General features: G+C 44.0%; 15 protein-coding genes and 1 pseudogene. 10 read left to right on the top strand and 6 right to left on the bottom strand.

Annotation, left to right across the window (positions count from 1 at the left end; genetic code table 11):
- The first annotated feature begins 35 nt into the window (after positions 1–35).
- Genes H2C83_RS09565 through H2C83_RS09555 form a run of 3 tightly spaced genes read left to right on the top strand, consistent with a single transcriptional unit; the run spans position 36 to position 3,911 of the window.
- Positions 36–1,196 carry an iron-containing alcohol dehydrogenase gene (locus H2C83_RS09565; protein WP_181740109.1) on the top strand — a complete coding sequence of 387 codons (1,161 nt, stop codon included), beginning with the start codon at positions 36–38 and terminating at the stop codon, positions 1,194–1,196.
- A complete protein-coding gene (locus H2C83_RS09560; protein WP_181740107.1) occupies positions 1,196–2,503 on the top strand; it encodes an ATP-binding protein in 1,308 nt (435 codons plus the stop codon). The genes H2C83_RS09565 and H2C83_RS09560 overlap by 1 nt, the downstream gene beginning before the upstream one ends.
- Positions 2,481–3,911: a sigma-54-dependent transcriptional regulator gene (locus tag H2C83_RS09555; RefSeq protein ID WP_181740105.1), complete on the top strand. Its 1,431-nt coding sequence runs from the start codon at positions 2,481–2,483 to the stop codon at positions 3,909–3,911. Before H2C83_RS09560 ends, H2C83_RS09555 begins: the two co-directional genes overlap by 23 nt.
- Positions 3,912–4,282: 371 nt before the next feature.
- Here the strand turns inward: H2C83_RS09555 and H2C83_RS09550 are convergent, their stop codons facing one another.
- On the bottom strand, positions 4,283–4,699 hold the full coding sequence (locus H2C83_RS09550) for a hypothetical protein (RefSeq protein WP_181740103.1): 417 nt from the start codon (positions 4,697–4,699) through the stop codon (positions 4,283–4,285).
- A 27-nt stretch (positions 4,700–4,726) separates the two neighbouring features.
- On the opposite strand from H2C83_RS09550, the gene H2C83_RS09545 reads away from it, so the two are divergent.
- The 3 genes from H2C83_RS09545 to H2C83_RS09535 all read left to right on the top strand — a co-directional run bounded on the left by H2C83_RS09545 (position 4,727) and on the right by H2C83_RS09535 (position 5,741).
- Positions 4,727–5,155 carry a hypothetical protein gene (locus H2C83_RS09545; RefSeq protein ID WP_181740101.1) on the top strand — a complete coding sequence of 143 codons (429 nt, stop codon included), beginning with the start codon at positions 4,727–4,729 and terminating at the stop codon, positions 5,153–5,155.
- 40 nt (positions 5,156–5,195) lie between these two features.
- Positions 5,196–5,411 carry a hypothetical protein gene (locus H2C83_RS09540; protein ID WP_181740099.1) on the top strand — a complete coding sequence of 72 codons (216 nt, stop codon included), beginning with the start codon at positions 5,196–5,198 and terminating at the stop codon, positions 5,409–5,411.
- A gap of 117 nt (positions 5,412–5,528) precedes the next feature.
- Entirely contained in the window at positions 5,529–5,741 is a 213-nt protein-coding gene (locus H2C83_RS09535) for a hypothetical protein (protein WP_181740097.1), read from the top strand.
- 135 nt (positions 5,742–5,876) lie between these two features.
- On the opposite strand, the gene H2C83_RS09530 is transcribed toward H2C83_RS09535, so the two are convergent.
- A complete protein-coding gene (locus H2C83_RS09530) occupies positions 5,877–6,200 on the bottom strand; it encodes a hypothetical protein (RefSeq protein WP_181740095.1) in 324 nt (107 codons plus the stop codon).
- Between the two features lie 14 nt (positions 6,201–6,214).
- A complete protein-coding gene (locus H2C83_RS09525) occupies positions 6,215–6,583 on the bottom strand; it encodes a hypothetical protein (RefSeq protein ID WP_181740093.1) in 369 nt (122 codons plus the stop codon).
- Between the two features lie 318 nt (positions 6,584–6,901).
- Here H2C83_RS09525 and H2C83_RS18685 point away from each other — a divergent pair.
- Positions 6,902–7,725: pseudogene (locus H2C83_RS18685) on the top strand (Na+/H+ antiporter NhaC family protein); the annotation flags it as partial.
- A 489-nt stretch (positions 7,726–8,214) separates the two neighbouring features.
- On the opposite strand, the gene H2C83_RS09515 reads toward H2C83_RS18685, so the two are convergent.
- On the bottom strand, positions 8,215–9,720 hold the full coding sequence (locus H2C83_RS09515; protein ID WP_312853889.1) for a coproporphyrinogen III oxidase: 1,506 nt from the start codon (positions 9,718–9,720) through the stop codon (positions 8,215–8,217).
- A 272-nt stretch (positions 9,721–9,992) separates the two neighbouring features.
- Here H2C83_RS09515 and H2C83_RS09510 point away from each other — a divergent pair, with 272 nt between their 5' ends.
- The 3 genes from H2C83_RS09510 (at position 9,993) to H2C83_RS09500 (ending at position 12,888) form a co-directional block, all read left to right on the top strand.
- Positions 9,993–10,937: a DPP IV N-terminal domain-containing protein gene (locus H2C83_RS09510; RefSeq protein ID WP_181740089.1), complete on the top strand. Its 945-nt coding sequence runs from the start codon at positions 9,993–9,995 to the stop codon at positions 10,935–10,937.
- Between the two features lie 262 nt (positions 10,938–11,199).
- Positions 11,200–11,769, top strand: a complete 570-nt coding sequence (locus H2C83_RS09505; RefSeq protein ID WP_181740087.1) for a YkoP family protein — start codon at positions 11,200–11,202, stop codon at positions 11,767–11,769.
- Between the two features lie 3 nt (positions 11,770–11,772).
- Positions 11,773–12,888 (top strand): MGDG synthase family glycosyltransferase, encoded by a 1,116-nt coding sequence (locus H2C83_RS09500; protein ID WP_181740085.1) that lies wholly within the window; start codon positions 11,773–11,775, stop codon positions 12,886–12,888.
- A 279-nt stretch (positions 12,889–13,167) separates the two neighbouring features.
- Here the strand turns inward: H2C83_RS09500 and H2C83_RS09495 are convergent, their stop codons facing one another.
- Positions 13,168–13,389, bottom strand: a complete 222-nt coding sequence (locus tag H2C83_RS09495; RefSeq protein ID WP_181740083.1) for a hypothetical protein — start codon at positions 13,387–13,389, stop codon at positions 13,168–13,170.
- A 125-nt stretch (positions 13,390–13,514) separates the two neighbouring features.
- Positions 13,515–15,944 (bottom strand): right-handed parallel beta-helix repeat-containing protein, encoded by a 2,430-nt coding sequence (locus tag H2C83_RS09490; protein WP_181740081.1) that lies wholly within the window; start codon positions 15,942–15,944, stop codon positions 13,515–13,517.
- Positions 15,945–16,619 lie beyond the last annotated feature (675 nt).

The raw sequence follows: 16,619 nt of genomic DNA, 5'->3' as shown, positions 1-16,619 counted from the left end.
TCATTAGAGTTGAAACAGAGGGGGGTATTTGCAAAATGGGAATAACCAAATTTATGACACCGGAAATCATTTTTGGCTTCCATTCCCTGGGACAGGTCGGGGAAAGTATGCTCCGGCTGGGAGCAAAAAAAATTTTTGTGGTTTCTGATCCCGGAGTTGTCGATGCTGCCTGGGTAGAAAAAGCAATCGGTTATCTGAAGCAGTCCAACCTTGATTATCACTTGTGGACAAACATCACCCCAAACCCAAAAGATGTTGAAATAGACGCCGGTGTCCGGGAATATGCCGAAAACGGCTGTGACGCAGTTCTTGGTATCGGCGGAGGAAGTGCAATGGATGCGGCAAAAGCAATTGCCCTGCTTGGAACCAACGAAGGAACCATTCATCAGTATGAAGGAATCGATCGAGTGATTCATCCCCTTCCGCCTATGGTCATGGTTCCCACCACGGCTGGATCGGGCGCAGAAGTTTCTCAGTTTTCGATCATTGTGGATTCAAAGAGAAAGGTCAAAATGGCAATCACATCAAAGTCGCTGATTCCCGATATCGCCATCATCGACCCCCACACCCTGATGACCAAAGACACCCGTTTAACTGCAAATACCGGTATGGATGCCCTTACACACGCTATTGAATCGTGTATTTCCCTGGCAGCCACTTCTCTGACCGAAGTCCATTCACTGGAGGCGATTCGCCTGATTGCAAAATATTTGCGGCCATCCGCAGCCAGCCGGTACAATCGGAAAGCCAAAGAAGCGATGGCCATGGCAAGCCTCCATGCCGGTATCGCCTTTTCCAATGCGATTTTGGGTGCCGTTCACGCGATTTCCCATCAATTGGGCGGATATCTGGATCTTCCGCACGGGGAAGTAAATGCCATCCTGTTGCCTCATGTACTGGAATTCAATATGATCGCCGCCCCTGAAAAATACAGAAAGATTGCCGCCACTTTTGGCGAAAACACAAGCGGGCTCAGCCTTACTGATGCCGCTTTCCTTGCTGTCAAAGCAGTAAAAGACCTTGTCCGCGACCTGGATATTCCCGACTCTTTTCCGGATCTCGTTCTACAGAAGAAACAGATTGATTTTTTAAGCAACAATGCCGTTCAGGATGCCTGCATGGTTACCAATCCGCGGGACATGTCCGCCAAGGATGTGAACATGCTGTTGCAAAAAGTACTCAGGTGTGAGCACTGATGGACAGAAAGCAGGAGTTGATCGATAAATTAACAGGAATCCGATCTTCGCGAAAAAGCTATTACAGAAAACTGAACTCCACTATTGAGGAATTGAAAAACAAGAATAAACAGCTGGAAGTGATCAACCAGTTGACCCAGCTTCATGTGAATAATTCATGGGAAGAAGTAAGCAGTTATATCGCCTCCCGGGTCTCCCGTGTACTTGATTTTGACAGGTTTGTACTGACCCTGATTGACCGTTCCGAATTCTGTTTTTATATTTCCGAACAGACCGACGCAAACTGGCATTGCCATTTGATCAAACGGCAGTATCAGACAGACGCGGCACTGTCGATCACAGAATTTAAAAAATTGCTGCAAAAAGACATATCCAGTCATTACGGGGAAACTGTCTGCCTGGAAAATCAGACCGGAAAAATCTACGGTTTTCTTACCCTGCTGAACGACAAAAAAACGGAATATTCTGCAGAAAACCTGGAATTCTTTAAAAGATTCGGCGAACATACGCGGGTTTTCATCGAAAACAATATCCTGTTCAAGGATGTCAGTGAAAAAGTGAACATCGAAGCCCAGCTGATCCAGTCTGCAAAACTGGCCTCGCTGGGAGAAATGGCTGCCGGGATCGCCCATGAACTGAACAGCCCGTTAACGGCAATCCTGGGAAATTCCCAGCTTCTGATGCGGAGAATCACAGACGAACAGTCGAACAAGATGCTGACAGATATTTATCAATGCGGATTTCGCAGTAAAAAAATCATCCAAAACTTGTTGGTTTTCTCCAGGCAGGAAGAATATCAATTTGCAGATGTCAATCCCAATGATGCGGTGGAAGATGCTTTGGGCCTGATCGGTTATCAATTGTCCGTTTCTGAAATTTCCATCAAAAAAAAGTTGGACCGGACCGTTCCTCATGTCAGGGGCAGCCGACAACAAATTGAGCAGGTAATCATCAACCTTCTGCTAAATGCCAAAGATGCTGTCCAGGAAAGAAAAGAGCCACTCATTATTATCGGAACTACATTAAAGCACATTGAAAAACGGCCATATGTTTCGATTTATGTTTGGGATAACGGAATCGGCATCGAACAGGAGAATATTTCTAAAATCTTCAATCCTTTTTTTACCACAAAAGCGAAAAAGAAAGGAACCGGGCTCGGGCTCTCCATAAGTCTTGGCATTGCTGAATCCCATGGCGGAAAGCTTATGGCAGACAGCAAAGTAAATGAATACTGCCAGTTTTCTCTGCTGCTGCCGGTTCAAAACGGAGAAGGAGGAGAGGAAAATGAAGAGGGCGCTCGTAGTTGATGACGAAGTGGAAGTCAGCTCATTTTTCAAATATTTTCTGGAAAGCAAAAATTGTGATGTCGTGGTTGCCAATTCCGGCCGGGAAGTGGAAAAGCTTCTGTTCCAGCAGGTGCCCGCTTTTCACCTGGCATTGATCGATCTGAAGATGCCCGATGCGGACGGGTTGGATCTGTTGGCTAAAATCAAGGCCAAATACCCTGTCTGTGAAGTTTTTATCATGACCGGTTACAGTACAGTCAAATCAGCGGTTTCAGCCATTCAACTGGGAGCCAGGGACTATCTGGAAAAACCGTTTGATGATTTGGACCACCTCGAAAAAATGATTGATTCGGTTCTGGTCAACACCTTTCTCAAGGAAGAAAAACTGAATAAGACCGCAAAAAAATACGGAATCATCTTTTCTCCCGAAAGCCCTATGCAAAAGTTGCTTGCCCTGGCGGACAAATTGGCCAGAAAAGCGATTAACATCCTGATTGAAGGGGAAACCGGAACCGGCAAGGAATTGATCGCCCGCTTTATTCACGGTTCCAGTCTTCGAAGCGAATATCCGTTTGTAGGGATCAATTGCGGCGCAATCCCGGAATCCTTGTTGGAAAGTGAGCTGTTTGGCCATGAAAAGGGAGCATTTTCCGGTGCTGTCAAAAACAGGAAGGGTTTTTTTGAACTGGCTGACAACGGAACCCTTTTCCTCGACGAAATCGGAGAGGCCTCCGCTTCCATCCAGGTAAAATTGTTACGTGTGTTGGAAACCGGAGAATTTATGCGAATTGGCAGCGAAGAAATACGGAAAAGTAATGTCCGGTTCATTTCAGCCACAAATCGAAATCTGGAAAGGGAAGTAAACAACAACCGGTTTCGGTCTGACCTTTTGTATCGGTTAGAAGGAGTTAAACTGTTCATTCCATCCCTGCGGGAAAGGCCCGAAGATATTCCCCTGATTGCACAACATTACCTCGACAAAAAATATGGCGGACATTGCCGGCTTGATCCGGATACAGCCCACATTCTGAAAACGTATCATTGGCCCGGCAACGTAAGGCAGCTTCACAACATCCTCAACCAAACCCATGCCATCCATGATTGCAAACGGTTAACACCAGACCATCTGCCAAAATATCTGCTAAAGGAATCACAATATCCGGTCAGAGAAACATCCTTTGAAATGAGAACAGCAGAGTTTATAGAAAAAGAAGCGCAGCAATTTGTACAACGGATCATAAGCGGCCTGGGCACAGTCGAAAATCTTGATTTGAAAAAAGTGTTGAAACGGATCCGGAAGATGGAAGGAGAAATTGGAAGAAAGATTATTGAAAAAGGGCTGTCTGAAACAAAAGGTAACCGAAAATTATTAAGTGAGAAATTGAATATTACATCCAGAACACTTCGATACATTCTGAATGAAAAATAGGAATATTCTTTCTGAAGACCAAGTTACATAGAAACAAGTCGGACAACTCGATTGTGCTGATCTGACAGAATCCTGAGATATATGTTTTCTCCAGTCTGCTTCCTCTCTGAATTAGAGGGGAAATTTTTTTACCGGAATGAAGTTTACCAATGATACAAAACTATTTATCAGATTATTAATCACCTTTTTATTCACAAAGAATATATTGTAGTAACTCAACAGAATGATAGAGGAGGTGTCATGATTTGAAGTTAAAAAGAGAACACCTCGATCAGCTCTCCAATCAAATGGAAAAGAAAATTAAATTACAAATCTATCATTTAATCATGAAAAGCCTGGATCATGAACATGCTCCAGGAAAACTTCAGAATTTAATAAATTTGGCGGAGATGTTTCAGCCAGGAACCAAAAACATGATAAAAAACATGTTGCATCGAGACCTCATGCAACAGAACAAATACACGACATCCCGAGGGAAAGGGAACTCCGGCAATGGGATACTGTAAACGGAAGAAACGGCAAAAAAGAAGAAGTCCAACACTGTGCAGGCATTGCCGCTTGCTTCTGAAAAAATACAGATCTCTCTCCTGCCCTTCCTCCAAACAAAAAAAACATTTTGCTCCGCGCCGTTCCTCTGCCAAAAGCTCCGTAAACAACTCAGCATCCATTGATGGTCCGATCAGCGGCCTCATTAATATTATTGTGCAAATCCCCATTAATGCAGGTGATGCAACATCCCTGAATGAAAGTAACCAAAACTCTGCTTCCAATACACTGTAATTTGCCATGGCCCCATTGAAAGGAGGTGAAACAGGATGAGCAAAAACTCCTTTACTCCTGAAGAATTGGAACAAATCCGGGCAATGTTGGAAGAAGCAATCCGGGAAAATGTTCCCAAATCCCAACAGGTGCAGGCTCAACAATTGATTCCCGATTTACTTGCCCTGATTACCCAATTGCCAGCTACTCTGATCACTGTTGCTGGCGGAATTGTTGGCGGAGCGACCGGGATTCTGTCCACTTTGATTAGTTCACTCATCAACATTTTAAGCCAGCTGTTGGGATTTCTCACCGGACCTGGTGGAGCAGGTGCTTCAATCATGCAATCCCTGGCACCAAGCCTGGTTAACGTGATCACGAAACATGTTCCCGTTTCAGAAGCGCAAAAACAACATATCCAACAGCAAATTGAACAACAACTGGCTCCTAAAAACCCGAACCTGGCACCACAAAACAACCAGTAACCCGCAAATTTCAACAATTTGAGAAAGGAGGTGCCTGACTATGGATTGCCGTTGCAAAAAGAAAATTGTTTGCGTTGTGGCCAGACGCCGCAGACGCCGTCGTTCCTGCAGCGCCCGTGCAAGAGTGGATAATGGACCAAAAACAGGAGCACAAAGTGCGGGGTTGCTCAACCTGAATGTCCAAGTGCCAATCAATTTGGGTGATGCAACAGCCATCTGCGGTGGCAGAGGTAACTCTGTAAGCAACCTCCTCTAATGTTTAACGGAATGGGGGACTTTCCCCCCTCTTCCGATCCAATCCCTGTTAACATAGCCTTCTTCCTGACTTCCAGTTAAAAGATCGGTGCAAATTTATGAAAGGGGGTGAAGCAACATGGATTGCTGCCCAAGAAGAAGAAAAAAAGTTGTTTGCGTTGTGGTCAAACGCCGCAGACGCCGCATTTGCTCGGCTCGGGTAGACAACGCACCCGAAACAGGGGCTCAAAGCGCAGGCTTGATCAACCTGAATCTCCAAATCCCAATCAATCTGGGTGATGCAACAACATTCTGCAACAGCTCCAAAAATTCCGTATCCAACTTGTTATAATCCCCGAACAAAAGAGGGCACCTACGCCCTCTTCTTTTGATTTTATAACCAAATTCGGACAAAATCACTGAATTTTTACAGAATGGTTTATTTCCCGGGCAATGCCTGATCAATCCAAAAAACGTTTCATTATTTTTATCCTTCCGGGTCTGCATCGCAAAATCGTACATACCATTCTCCATCGATCTTTTCCAATGCCTTTCCCCTGTATCCTGATTCAAGCAGATGCTGTTGTTTCGGTATGTCATCCATCTTTATGAAAATCTCGCTCCGGCAGGACTGACTACCGGTCAGACCAGACAAATCTTGTATAAATATGTATCTCCATTTTTTATCGTACTTTTTCTTCAATGCGCCAATTTCCATTCCCAACCGGAATTTGTCTTTCATACTGGCAATATTAAACGGTGCAACAGTAGCCAGAACATAACGAAACCGGTTTCGGTCCACTCCCTTCATCAAAATTCCCCCCATTATGTTTTGCAATCCGTTTCCACGGTAGGCCGATCAACAATGGAAATCTCTGAATATATGATTCCGGACCGTTCTCCACGGCCAATTCCTGCATCTTCTCCCAGATATTCTTCATTCTGTCCGGGAATAAGAAAGGCCCGGCATCCCACTAACCGGTTCCGGACGAATACCCCAATCATCCTGCCGTGTCCGGATAAAATCCAGGCATACTCTCCGGCAGATAAACATTGCAAAAGTTGTGGCGAAGGCAATTGGCTTGCTGCCTTCTTTTGCAATTGCAGAATCATGTCCAAATCAGACGGGTACAGATCAACGATTTGAAATTCTTCTCCATTTTTCAACTGTCCTCTTGCATATCTTTTTCCCATTGGACCATCCTTTCCGGTCAACTGTCCACAGATTTTCGAAAAATTTACCGAAATGTCCCTTTTATAAATTTATAGTAAATATATTTATTTTGAACGAATTTTATTATAAACTAATGCAAATTATAAGTTTATGTGCTTGCTGTTTTTTATTACATTTATAATAAAGGGAATCATTAAAATATAGTTTTTTTATTGCTATTTCCAGTCACATTGTTTTACCTCCATTCCCTTTTCCTGCAGGCTGTACCCGTGCAAAATACCATCCATGATCATGTTGCCTGACGGATTCAACCACTTACATACAAAAGAGGAAATCTGATGGAGGCTCACGAGAAAGCGATCCCGTTTTTTTGGGCACTTGTGCCACTGGTTGTTATGATCAGTACTATGGCAGTTACCATTATCAAATTTGATGGGAGTCCCCATGTTCCCCTGATTGTCGGCACTATTGCAGCCGGACTGATTTTGGCCCATGCATGGAAGGACATGGAAGAAGGAATATATAACGGGCTCTGCCGGCCGTATTGATCATTAATCTGGTCGGACTGATCATCGCTTCCTGGATTGGTGGAGGGATTATTGCCTCAGGGATTATTGCCACATTAATTTATTATGGTATGAAAATTATTACTCCTTCCCTGTTTTTGGTCAGTATCTGTCTGATTTGTTGTATTGTAGCCCTGGCAATCGGCAGTTCCTGATCCACCATGGAAACGATTGGCGTTAAAGACATGGGCGTTGGAATCGGCATGGGGGTCCCGGTCCCGATCGTTGCCGGAGCAATTATTTCCGGAGCCTATTTTGGCGACAAAATGTCACCATTGTCGGATACAACAAATATGGCTTCGGAAATTACGGGGACTAACTTGTTTGAACATATCAAATATATGGTTTATACAACCATTCCCGGACTGGTTATCGCACTGGCTGTTTATCTTTTTATCGGAAGGCAATTCAGCACAGCAAACCTCAATGCGGAAAGCATTCGAGAGATTATTTCCGTTTTAGAAAATCATTTTGTGATTTCACCATGGTTACCATGGTTAATGCTGGTACCTGCAATTGTTATTTTAATGGTTGCAAAAAAAATACCGGCACTGCCAGCATTGGCTGTCGGAATTTTTTTAGGCTGGCTGTGTCAAATTTTGTACAGGGCGGTTAATCAAATTCTTAAATTGGCCCCGGGGGATTCTTCGTATATCAAGGCTGGAAAACTTACCATCAAGAGCTTTAATGATCTGTATTCATCTGATAACACCCTCAAAGGCTGGTGGCAAGAAAATGGCTGGAATATTCAGTTTCGTAATTCCTGACCATTGATCCGGACGGAGAGCGAACCGCAGGAATTGACGGATTCTCGTTTCAGCTCATTTGACTTTGATGTCATTGTCAGAATTCGTTATGAAATCAATGTAACCCAGTTGAGAAGGTACAATTTGGAAAGAGGGATTCCGGAAAATCACCCAATCTGGAGGAGGTACCTTAATCTTTCAGTCCTCCCCTGATGCCTTAAAATATCTGAACCAAACTCCAATCATCAAAAACCGGGACCACCGCAGATCATTGACGGCTTCAATGGATCATAAAACCGGGCTGACGAGAATTGCAATTCTTCTTCATGCCATATGCACTCAATAGGCGGACCTATTTCCACATTGGTAAACCTCATTCAATCTCCTGATCTTTTCTTCAATATGATGTCGTAAAGTCTCATTATAAACCTTTGGTTCTTTCGGATTGGGAAAACGGAAAATTCTTCCGGTATGTGGAGATACCATTTTGCTTACTGCACCGCATCCCAGTCCAATGATGGTCTGTTTTTCTTCCATGATGAGGATATTGTACAAGCTTTCTTTTCCCGGAAATGCATAACCGACATTTTCCTGATTCCCTAAAATATTTTTCTGTCTGTACAGATAGTATGGCCTATACCCCAATTCCTTCGCCCAGTCCCGGGCCATCTTCACCATCTCTCTGACTTCGTCGCGCCCTGCAACCCGATACCTGTCCCTGTTTTGGGTCATGACCGATCCGCTTTTAAATGATAACGTGTGCACGGTAAGGGAATCCGGCTTTAATTCACGCATCGTATCCAGTGTTTTTGCAAAGATGGTCGCATCTTCATTTGGCAATCCGATAATCAGGTCCATATTGATGTTATCCAGTCCCATTTTTCGGGCCAGACGGAATTTGTCCAGGGTTTCTTTAACAGAATGATGCCGTCCGATCACCTTCAACGTTTCTTCCTGAAAACTTTGCGGATTAATGCTGATCCGGTCCACCGCCCATGCTTTCAACAATTCCAGCTTCTCTTCATTTAAAGTATCCGGGCGGCCCGCTTCGACGGTAAGCTCACGAATCATTTCATAATCTGGAATATGCTTCTTCAGCACCTGGAAAATCCCGTCCAGCTGCTCCATACTGACAGACGTTGGGGTACCGCCGCCAAAATAAATATTTGTCACCGGTACCTTATTCTCTCTCAGCCACTTTCCAACCGCTTCGATTTCTTCATGAAGTCCAGCCAGAAATGATTCTACCAAACCGTTTCGACCCCGGATTGCATAAGCGGGAAAAGTGCAGTACGCACATTTTGTCGGGCAAAACGGGATGCCGATGTACAGGCTTACTTCCTGATCCAATGTATATAAATCCGGCAAAACCTCTTTCTGGCGTTCCACGATCTCTGTCAGAATGTCTGTTTTTGCCGGATGCAGTAAATAGTCTTTCTGTAAACGTTGTACGGTTTCACTTGCAGAAAACCCTTTTAACAAAAAAGAGTGAAACAGCTTCACCGGACGGACTCCTGTCAAAATGCCCCAGGGCTGTTCGACTCCGGTCGCTTTTTGCAGCGCCTGCAAAAGAACATAGCTGATCGCCTGTTTCACTTGCTTGCGAATTTCCTTTTCGTTCAGACCCGCTTCCACTTCACGCCGGTGGGCAGTCTTAACCGTTTGATCACGCAAAATATCTTTCAATGTTAAATTGGCAAAAACAGGGCCTGTCCCCTGAACCGCAAAATGCAGATGAAAGTCGCCGTTTTGTTCCTGTTTTCCTCCGACCACGCGTACTTCTTCAAAAAACAATTTGCCAATCAGTTCAATCTCACGATAAAAAACAGGCTCCAGGCCAGACACAACAAATATTTTCATTCTTTTTCCGCATCACACTCCGATGCGTTCCTCCCTTTTCTATCCAACTGTCTCTTCACAGTCTAGCGAATGCCCTTCAGAAAATCAATCGGGGAATTTACAAAAAAATGGCATAAATTGACATTGAAAATGACTATTTACAAATGCCCGAATCGGGCAGGAAAAATTATATTTGTAAATTTTGCAACAAACAACCGCAAATTCCGTGAAATCATTTATAATTATTGTGACTGCACCAATAAGAAAGGAGAGGTCCAATGAAGAAAGTTTCCAGGAAAGTGACGGGTGTGGTAGGTGCACTTATTCTCGCTACTTCTCTTTCTTTGCCCGTCTATGCAAAAGATGAAGCAAAATCTATCCTTTTTAGCGGCGGTTTGGACAAACCAGGCATTTATGTATTTGATCCGGATACTCTCAAGACCAAACAAATCACCTCAGGGAGTTCTGTTGACCTGTCTCCGGACGGTGATTTGATTACTTATATAAACAATGACAGCGTCTATATGGCCAACAGCAACGGGAGTGAACCAGTCCGTCTCACCAATGGAAAGTTTCCCGAATTTGATTCTTCACCACGCTGGTCGCCGGATGGCAAAAAAATTGTATTTGCCCGCAGCGACGGCAACATTTACACAGTGGATGCAGCAAACAGGAAAGTGACCCGGTTGACCAACGCGGAAGATGGCGTCTATCATTCCAGCCCTGACTGGTCACCGGACGGGGAAAAAATCGTTTTCCATTCCAGTGACAAAAACGGATATGCCGATCTGTACATGATGAATTCGGATGGAAGCAACATCACACAGATCACGGGCAAAAATGAAAAAAATTCCTCTGAATATGCCCCGCACTTCTCATCAGACGGGAAATACCTCCTGTTTGAAAAAAGCAAGGAAGGCGAAACAGATATCTACGTGATGAATTTGGCTACCAAACAGGCGCAAAACATCACCAAAAATTTTGATCAGCCAGTTTCCGGATCCATCTGGTCAGAAGATGGCAACAAAGTCCTGTATACGGTCAATGAAGAAAAAGGAAAAGAAGAAGAGTCAAGCCGGTTCTATATCATGAACAAAGACGGTTCCAACAAAACCCTGCTCAAATTGCAAGTGGATTTCGCCACCCCTTCCGAATGGCAAAGTCTCAATCCGGAGAAAGAAGATAATTTCCTGAATAAGGTTAAAAATTTCCTGTTTGAATAGACCAAAAAAGAACTCTGTACGAAACAGGGTTCTTTTTCATTTTGTCTCCACCTTTTGATAACCTGATAAAAAGATACCCTTCTTTAAAATAAGATATTCTAAATTGACTAAAATAAAATTGCTCCAATTGATTTTGCCCCCCTTTCCGTCTTTTTCCTTCAAACCATCAATAAACCAATTCTGTTCCAAAAAAATATTTTTCTTTAATGGGGGGAAAATATTGGGGCAATGATCTTTTTACCAAATAATAAAGGTGATACTGATGATGCAACAATTAATGATCCGGCTGTGGAACGGATGGGACATGATCTATTACAAATGTACACGTTTAACTTATGTGGATAAAGGTAAGAACATATTCCGGGTGGCTGTAAAACCATACCGGGGCGAACCACTCAAGACAACAGATGGATATCAATTGCAACCCGGTGATTTGTATGCACAACTTCATCTGCACAATGTATTGCTTGCCAAACAGCTTCACCGGACAGCACGGCAGGAATTCGCGTGGGCAGTCACTTTGAAAAAGTGCATTCGTTCATCTCTGCCGCAACTGGCTCAATTTATCGAACAGCACCCACATTCCAAACAGATCAAAGTGATCCTGGGTACAACCTTTCTGCATCGCGGAGCAACCAGACTGGGCTTTGAAGTAACAGATATTCCCTATACCCGCTACAAGTTGTGGAAATCATTTGGAATCCGGATTATTTTTCTGTTATGTCACCCGCGAGGCTGGAAAGAAATTTTAAAACGGAAACAGGATTTCATCCCCAAGCGGGTATTTATATCCAAAGAAAAATTAAAACATTATTTGGGGAGTGAAAACTGACAAATGGATAAAATACTAATTCTGACTGAAACAGTAGCCGGTTATGGACACTACAGTGCTGCCTACTCCTTGAAAAAAGGACTGCAATTGACATATCCCAAAGGCAAAGTCCAAATTATCTGTGTGCTCCCTTTAATCAGCAAGCCCCTGGAATCATTCATCAATAAATGTTATATACAAACTTTGCGTTACGCTCCCAACCTCTGGGGTGCCGCTTATCAGCGCGATTCCCAGTTCAGCAAACTGTTCCGCGACCCGATGGGGAAATTTGTCGCCAATAAATTGCGGACCATCATTGAAGAAACAAATCCCGGTGTCATTGTGTGCACACATGCTTTTTGCCTGAGTGCCTGCGCTTACCTGAAAAGCCATTCTTCATCCAGCAACTTCCGCTTGGGAGCTGTTGTCACTGACTTTGATGTCCACAGTTTCTGGGTTCACCCTGCAGTAGACTTTTATATCACAGCCCATGATGAAATTGGCATGAAGATCAGCCAAAAAAGCAACCAGGCCGATATATATTCTACCGGCATTCCCATCAATCCTGATTTTTCCATCCGGCAGAAAGAGAAAAAAGAAGCCCGGAGATGGATCCGTATTGATCCGGAACGTTTTACCGTATTGCTTATGGGTGGCGGTAGCGGAATCGGTCCCTTGCAATCATGCATATCCTCCCTGAAACAGTCAATCGCCGATCACCATGCCCAATTGGTGATCATAACGGGAAAAAACAGGGCTTTATACGGTGAATTGTCCAGGCAAATCAGCAATCAGCGGCATGTCTATCTTTTTTCCTTTGTCCATAATATGGTTGACTTTATGTGCGCAGCTGATTTTATCATTACAAAACCAGGTGGCATGACCAGTTCAGAGGCTTTGGCAACCGGTCTGCCCATGGTCATATGCAAACCGATTCCCGGACAGGAAGAAAACAACAGCCGTTTCCTGTTAAACAAAAATGTGGCCATCCGGCAGGACGAACCGAAAAACCTCCCCAGGGAGTTCTCTTTTTTTATGGAACACCCTGAACCGCTCCATAAAATGCAGTCCAATGCATCACAGGTTGGAAAGCCGCAATCAGCGATTCATGCGGCCGAAATCGTCACAAATTACTTGTAAACCTGCTTAATAAAAAACTCCCACAAGCCAAGCGGGAGCCATGCTGAAAAAATTCTGGAGGCGATTTTAGAGGACTCCGAACCGCCTCCGCCTTTCAAGAAAAAAGTGGCTCTCCAGCTTTCACTTCCAGGCTGGCTTTCCACTCGCTAAAGCTCAAACCGTTTCGCCCGTTTCTCCTGAAGTATCTGCTTTCGCTTTGCAGTCGTTAACATCACTTCACACCAGAAAACGCCCCTTTAACCTTGTCATTATGCACACTCTAGCAAGCAAGCGGGAGCTTTATGATTTTGGACGGTATAAACCGCAGGCATCCCAACTGGGATAATGCCGTCCATCATGGTGAACACAGCGATAACTTTTTCGATAAGGAACTAAATATTTACAGGTTTCACAATGATACATGGTCCAGGTAACACCGTATTTCTTAACCATGGGATTTTTGCTCTTCTCTTCCACCTTGTCCAGATTGATCTGTTCACCTTTCTGTCTAATTTTACTCACACTTTCTAATTTCAAGTATCTATGAAAATAAAGCATCCCTTATAAAATACTAACACATTTTTGCGGAAGGCACCGAATCCCGGACAAAAATCACCCTTTCCTCAATCTCCAATCCTCTGACTGGATCATGAGATATGTACCCAATGTTTTCCGTCCTGCCAGACCAATAATGCCAAACGTTGTTTTGGAGACAGGGTGATCCCGTTTTCCCCGTCACGATACAAAATGTTTTTAGAATAGATCGTAAACGTTGACATTGATTTTGAAATGAACAGCAAGCGCTGACCATCAACAATACCATCCGGAATTCCCGAGGCACAGGAATTTTTCATATTACCCGTAAACCAGACCGTCTCTCCGTCTCCCCTTAACATGCAGTCATCCCATGTAAGAGACCAGCCTGCTTCGAGCGAATCCAGGGGCCCGCATTGATCGGATTCAATCCGGCAAATCCTGCCCTGAAGCAAGGAACGGTTTGCCGCCTGCGGACATTTTTGCATAAATCCTGCCTGATTGCAATGAGTTACTGTTAACCCGTCCAATACAAACCTTTCATAAGTTCCGTGTCGATTTCCTCCAAATAACCATTCCGAAATCCCGTCCATTTGAATGTCGTATAAAAACAGCCGTTTTCGTTCTCCGTCATTGACAAAAAAACCGGTTCGGCATTTTCGCAAATAAATGTGCCGAAACTCCAGCTTGTTCCGGGGTTCCGTCTCCATGCGGGCAGCAGGATGGACAATGGCCACCCCCCGTCTTAATCCTTCTCCAACGACATGTTCGATCAAAAGATGATTACAGGTGGGCAACAGGCGAATTGCTCCATTATCCTGAAACATGGATGGCTTCTCACCATTTCCGTATTTGGCCGTAAAATGCGCGATTTTCCCGGAAACCGGCGCTTTCAGCAAGACACCAAACCCATATCCGACGGGGTCGTCGGGGTGGATTGCCCGGTGCCATACGCAATGATTAATGTGAATATTGTGATGTTTCAAATCATATGGATCTTTAACACCTTGTGCCTCTGCCACAAATCCCGACGAATGCGACTGGAGTGACTTGCAGCGGGAAAAAGTAATGTCTGAACACCATCCGTTATGTGAAATCATGAAAGAAGCACCTTTTCCTTTTTCATCAACGACATTTTCCACCAGCGCATCAAAAGTCCCTTCAAAATCCACGCTATGCCGCATCCGCCTGGTGTAACCGTTTCTGACCACAACGCCCTGATTGCCTCCATAAAACTGGATCCCGTATCCTTGTCCTGATCCGACAACTTGTGGATTTTTTATATCAAAATCTTCCACTATCACATCTTTGCTCCGCTGAATCTGAATGGCAGATTCTGCCCCTCGCTCCCCCCTGAATCCGGACACCCGAAATCTGCGCATATTAAAGGCCAGGATGCCAAATCCTTTTCTTGATCCTTCTTTTAAACGGTAATGGAAATTTTCTATTGACACATCCTGCAACGGCTTTACTTTATACACATTCTGTCTGGAAGAAACCCGTTTTGGAAGGCGCACTTCATCCTTCAATACAATTTTGGTCACAGCACTTTTCAATGACACTTCCCTGATCCTGAGGCAACCGCCGTATCCTGGCTCACCGGCATGAATGGCAACGGCAACCCGGGCACTGGCTGCTCCGGCGGGGGCAAGCAAATTCCCGTTTGTAATCCGTTTCCAACAGGAATGGTCAAACTCCATGATGTTCGAGTAGGCCAGCAATCGACCGTATTCATCAAGCCAGGAAACATAACAGCTGCCCACTACCGATCCCCTGGTTTCCAGGCGGCCGTAAACCTGCAGATTATACCGCATCCCCCCCCTGATCCCGAACGCCTGCCGCTCAATCAGCGCAAATCCCGGCTTCGATAAATGGTCCAGTTCCATCTTGAAAGCAGATTCATGTGGATCCCATGAAAAAGAAACACACTCACCCAAATTGCTTTGCCGGTTCCACTCATGTTGGCTGCTGCTAAAGCCGGAATCGGGCAGCAATTCACGGGCTGATGAATAAATACTATCAATTTCGTGTACTTCTGCATTAACGTTAGCTTGCCCGTCAGAATATCTTTTGGAATCATCTGTAAGTACAATCATGTCTCCCGCTTCCAGATCCCATGGTGTCTGCAGGATCCTGAAACTGCGATCCCCCCGTTTCAAATCCTTCGCCAGACAGTATGAATGGTAACCCAGGCCTCCTTCCCACTTGAAGATGTAAGACGCATTTATATGAATGGCCTCGACAACTGTCTCTTTTGCAAACCGGATCGAGATGGGTTTGCGAATGCAAATTTCATCTGCGTAATAATGACCTTCCGGCACGATCAACAGCGAACCTGGCGGCATGGCGGCAATCACCCGGCGAAACCTTCCCGAATCGTCGGTCTCTTCAGGCAAGCGGGGATAATCCTCCAAATAGTAACGGTTGGATACCACCGGTTTCAAGGCCGAAAACCGATTTTCTTTTTTATCATGATTTGGAAAAATTCCTGTCATTTTCTCACCCCTGATTTTCACTCTCTTTCCTTTTATTTCTTTCTGCATGGTTCCTTTCGTTTCCTATAAGCCACTTGAAAAAGGAATCCGTCCCCTGCTGTCATTAAAATCCATGAAACCTTCACATATGATAAATTTAACAAATTTTAAATCTTATATAATTAACTATGAAACAATCTTAACAATTAACCGTTTTCACCAAATAATTTTCATCACAAACATAAAACAACTCTCAAAAAAATAATAAAGATGCTATGATATTCAGCAAATAATTGAAATACTTGCTAAAACAATTGTTATTTAAAAGAAATTTCAAATTTATATATTGTAATTTTCGAAACAGACATTAAGATATAATTAGAAACTATTTTTCTTAAACAGAATGCAGCGTTTTGCACAGACCAGGACGGGAGAAAGAACGGAACACAGATCGGAAGAGTTACAAATAGTCTGCCTGTATTGAAAACATAAACTTTCGATACAGAATAATCAAAATTAAAGAGGGTTTTTTATAACACTTCAGAAACAGGCGGATCTGCCATACAAACTGTTAAAAAAACTCTCCGCCCAAATTATTTTTTTGATGTCCTGCTGGAGTTGCATTACAATGTTCATGTTTGGTTCTCCGGATTTTGATCCCGTCAAAGAGGTGGTGTCATATAACAAGCCATCAACAGGTTTTGATGTCCAGAAGGGAGAGACATCAAAGAGAACGTTTGCATC

The organism is Thermoactinomyces mirandus (assembly GCF_013868055.1).
In the GTDB taxonomy this organism is placed as follows: Bacteria; Bacillota; Bacilli; order Thermoactinomycetales; family Thermoactinomycetaceae; genus Thermoactinomyces; species Thermoactinomyces mirandus.
This window is presented reverse-complemented; position numbering and strand designations above follow the sequence as displayed.

What these genes read in the sequence shown, in the direction of transcription:
- H2C83_RS09565 (WP_181740109.1), top strand. Translation starts at nt 36, where the DNA reads ATGGGAATAACCAAATTTATGACACCGGAAATCATTTTTGGCTTCCAT.
- H2C83_RS09560 (WP_181740107.1), top strand. Translation starts at nt 1,196, where the DNA reads ATGGACAGAAAGCAGGAGTTGATCGATAAATTAACAGGAATCCGATCT.
- H2C83_RS09555 (WP_181740105.1), top strand. Translation starts at nt 2,481, where the DNA reads ATGAAGAGGGCGCTCGTAGTTGATGACGAAGTGGAAGTCAGCTCATTT.
- H2C83_RS09550 (WP_181740103.1), bottom strand. Translation starts at nt 4,699, where the DNA reads ATGGCAAATTACAGTGTATTGGAAGCAGAGTTTTGGTTACTTTCATTC.
- H2C83_RS09545 (WP_181740101.1), top strand. Translation starts at nt 4,727, where the DNA reads ATGAGCAAAAACTCCTTTACTCCTGAAGAATTGGAACAAATCCGGGCA.
- H2C83_RS09540 (WP_181740099.1), top strand. Translation starts at nt 5,196, where the DNA reads ATGGATTGCCGTTGCAAAAAGAAAATTGTTTGCGTTGTGGCCAGACGC.
- H2C83_RS09535 (WP_181740097.1), top strand. Translation starts at nt 5,529, where the DNA reads ATGGATTGCTGCCCAAGAAGAAGAAAAAAAGTTGTTTGCGTTGTGGTC.
- H2C83_RS09530 (WP_181740095.1), bottom strand. Translation starts at nt 6,200, where the DNA reads ATGAAGGGAGTGGACCGAAACCGGTTTCGTTATGTTCTGGCTACTGTT.
- H2C83_RS09525 (WP_181740093.1), bottom strand. Translation starts at nt 6,583, where the DNA reads ATGGGAAAAAGATATGCAAGAGGACAGTTGAAAAATGGAGAAGAATTT.
- H2C83_RS09510 (WP_181740089.1), top strand. Translation starts at nt 9,993, where the DNA reads ATGAAGAAAGTTTCCAGGAAAGTGACGGGTGTGGTAGGTGCACTTATT.
- H2C83_RS09505 (WP_181740087.1), top strand. Translation starts at nt 11,200, where the DNA reads ATGATGCAACAATTAATGATCCGGCTGTGGAACGGATGGGACATGATC.
- H2C83_RS09500 (WP_181740085.1), top strand. Translation starts at nt 11,773, where the DNA reads ATGGATAAAATACTAATTCTGACTGAAACAGTAGCCGGTTATGGACAC.
- H2C83_RS09490 (WP_181740081.1), bottom strand. Translation starts at nt 15,944, where the DNA reads ATGCAGAAAGAAATAAAAGGAAAGAGAGTGAAAATCAGGGGTGAGAAA.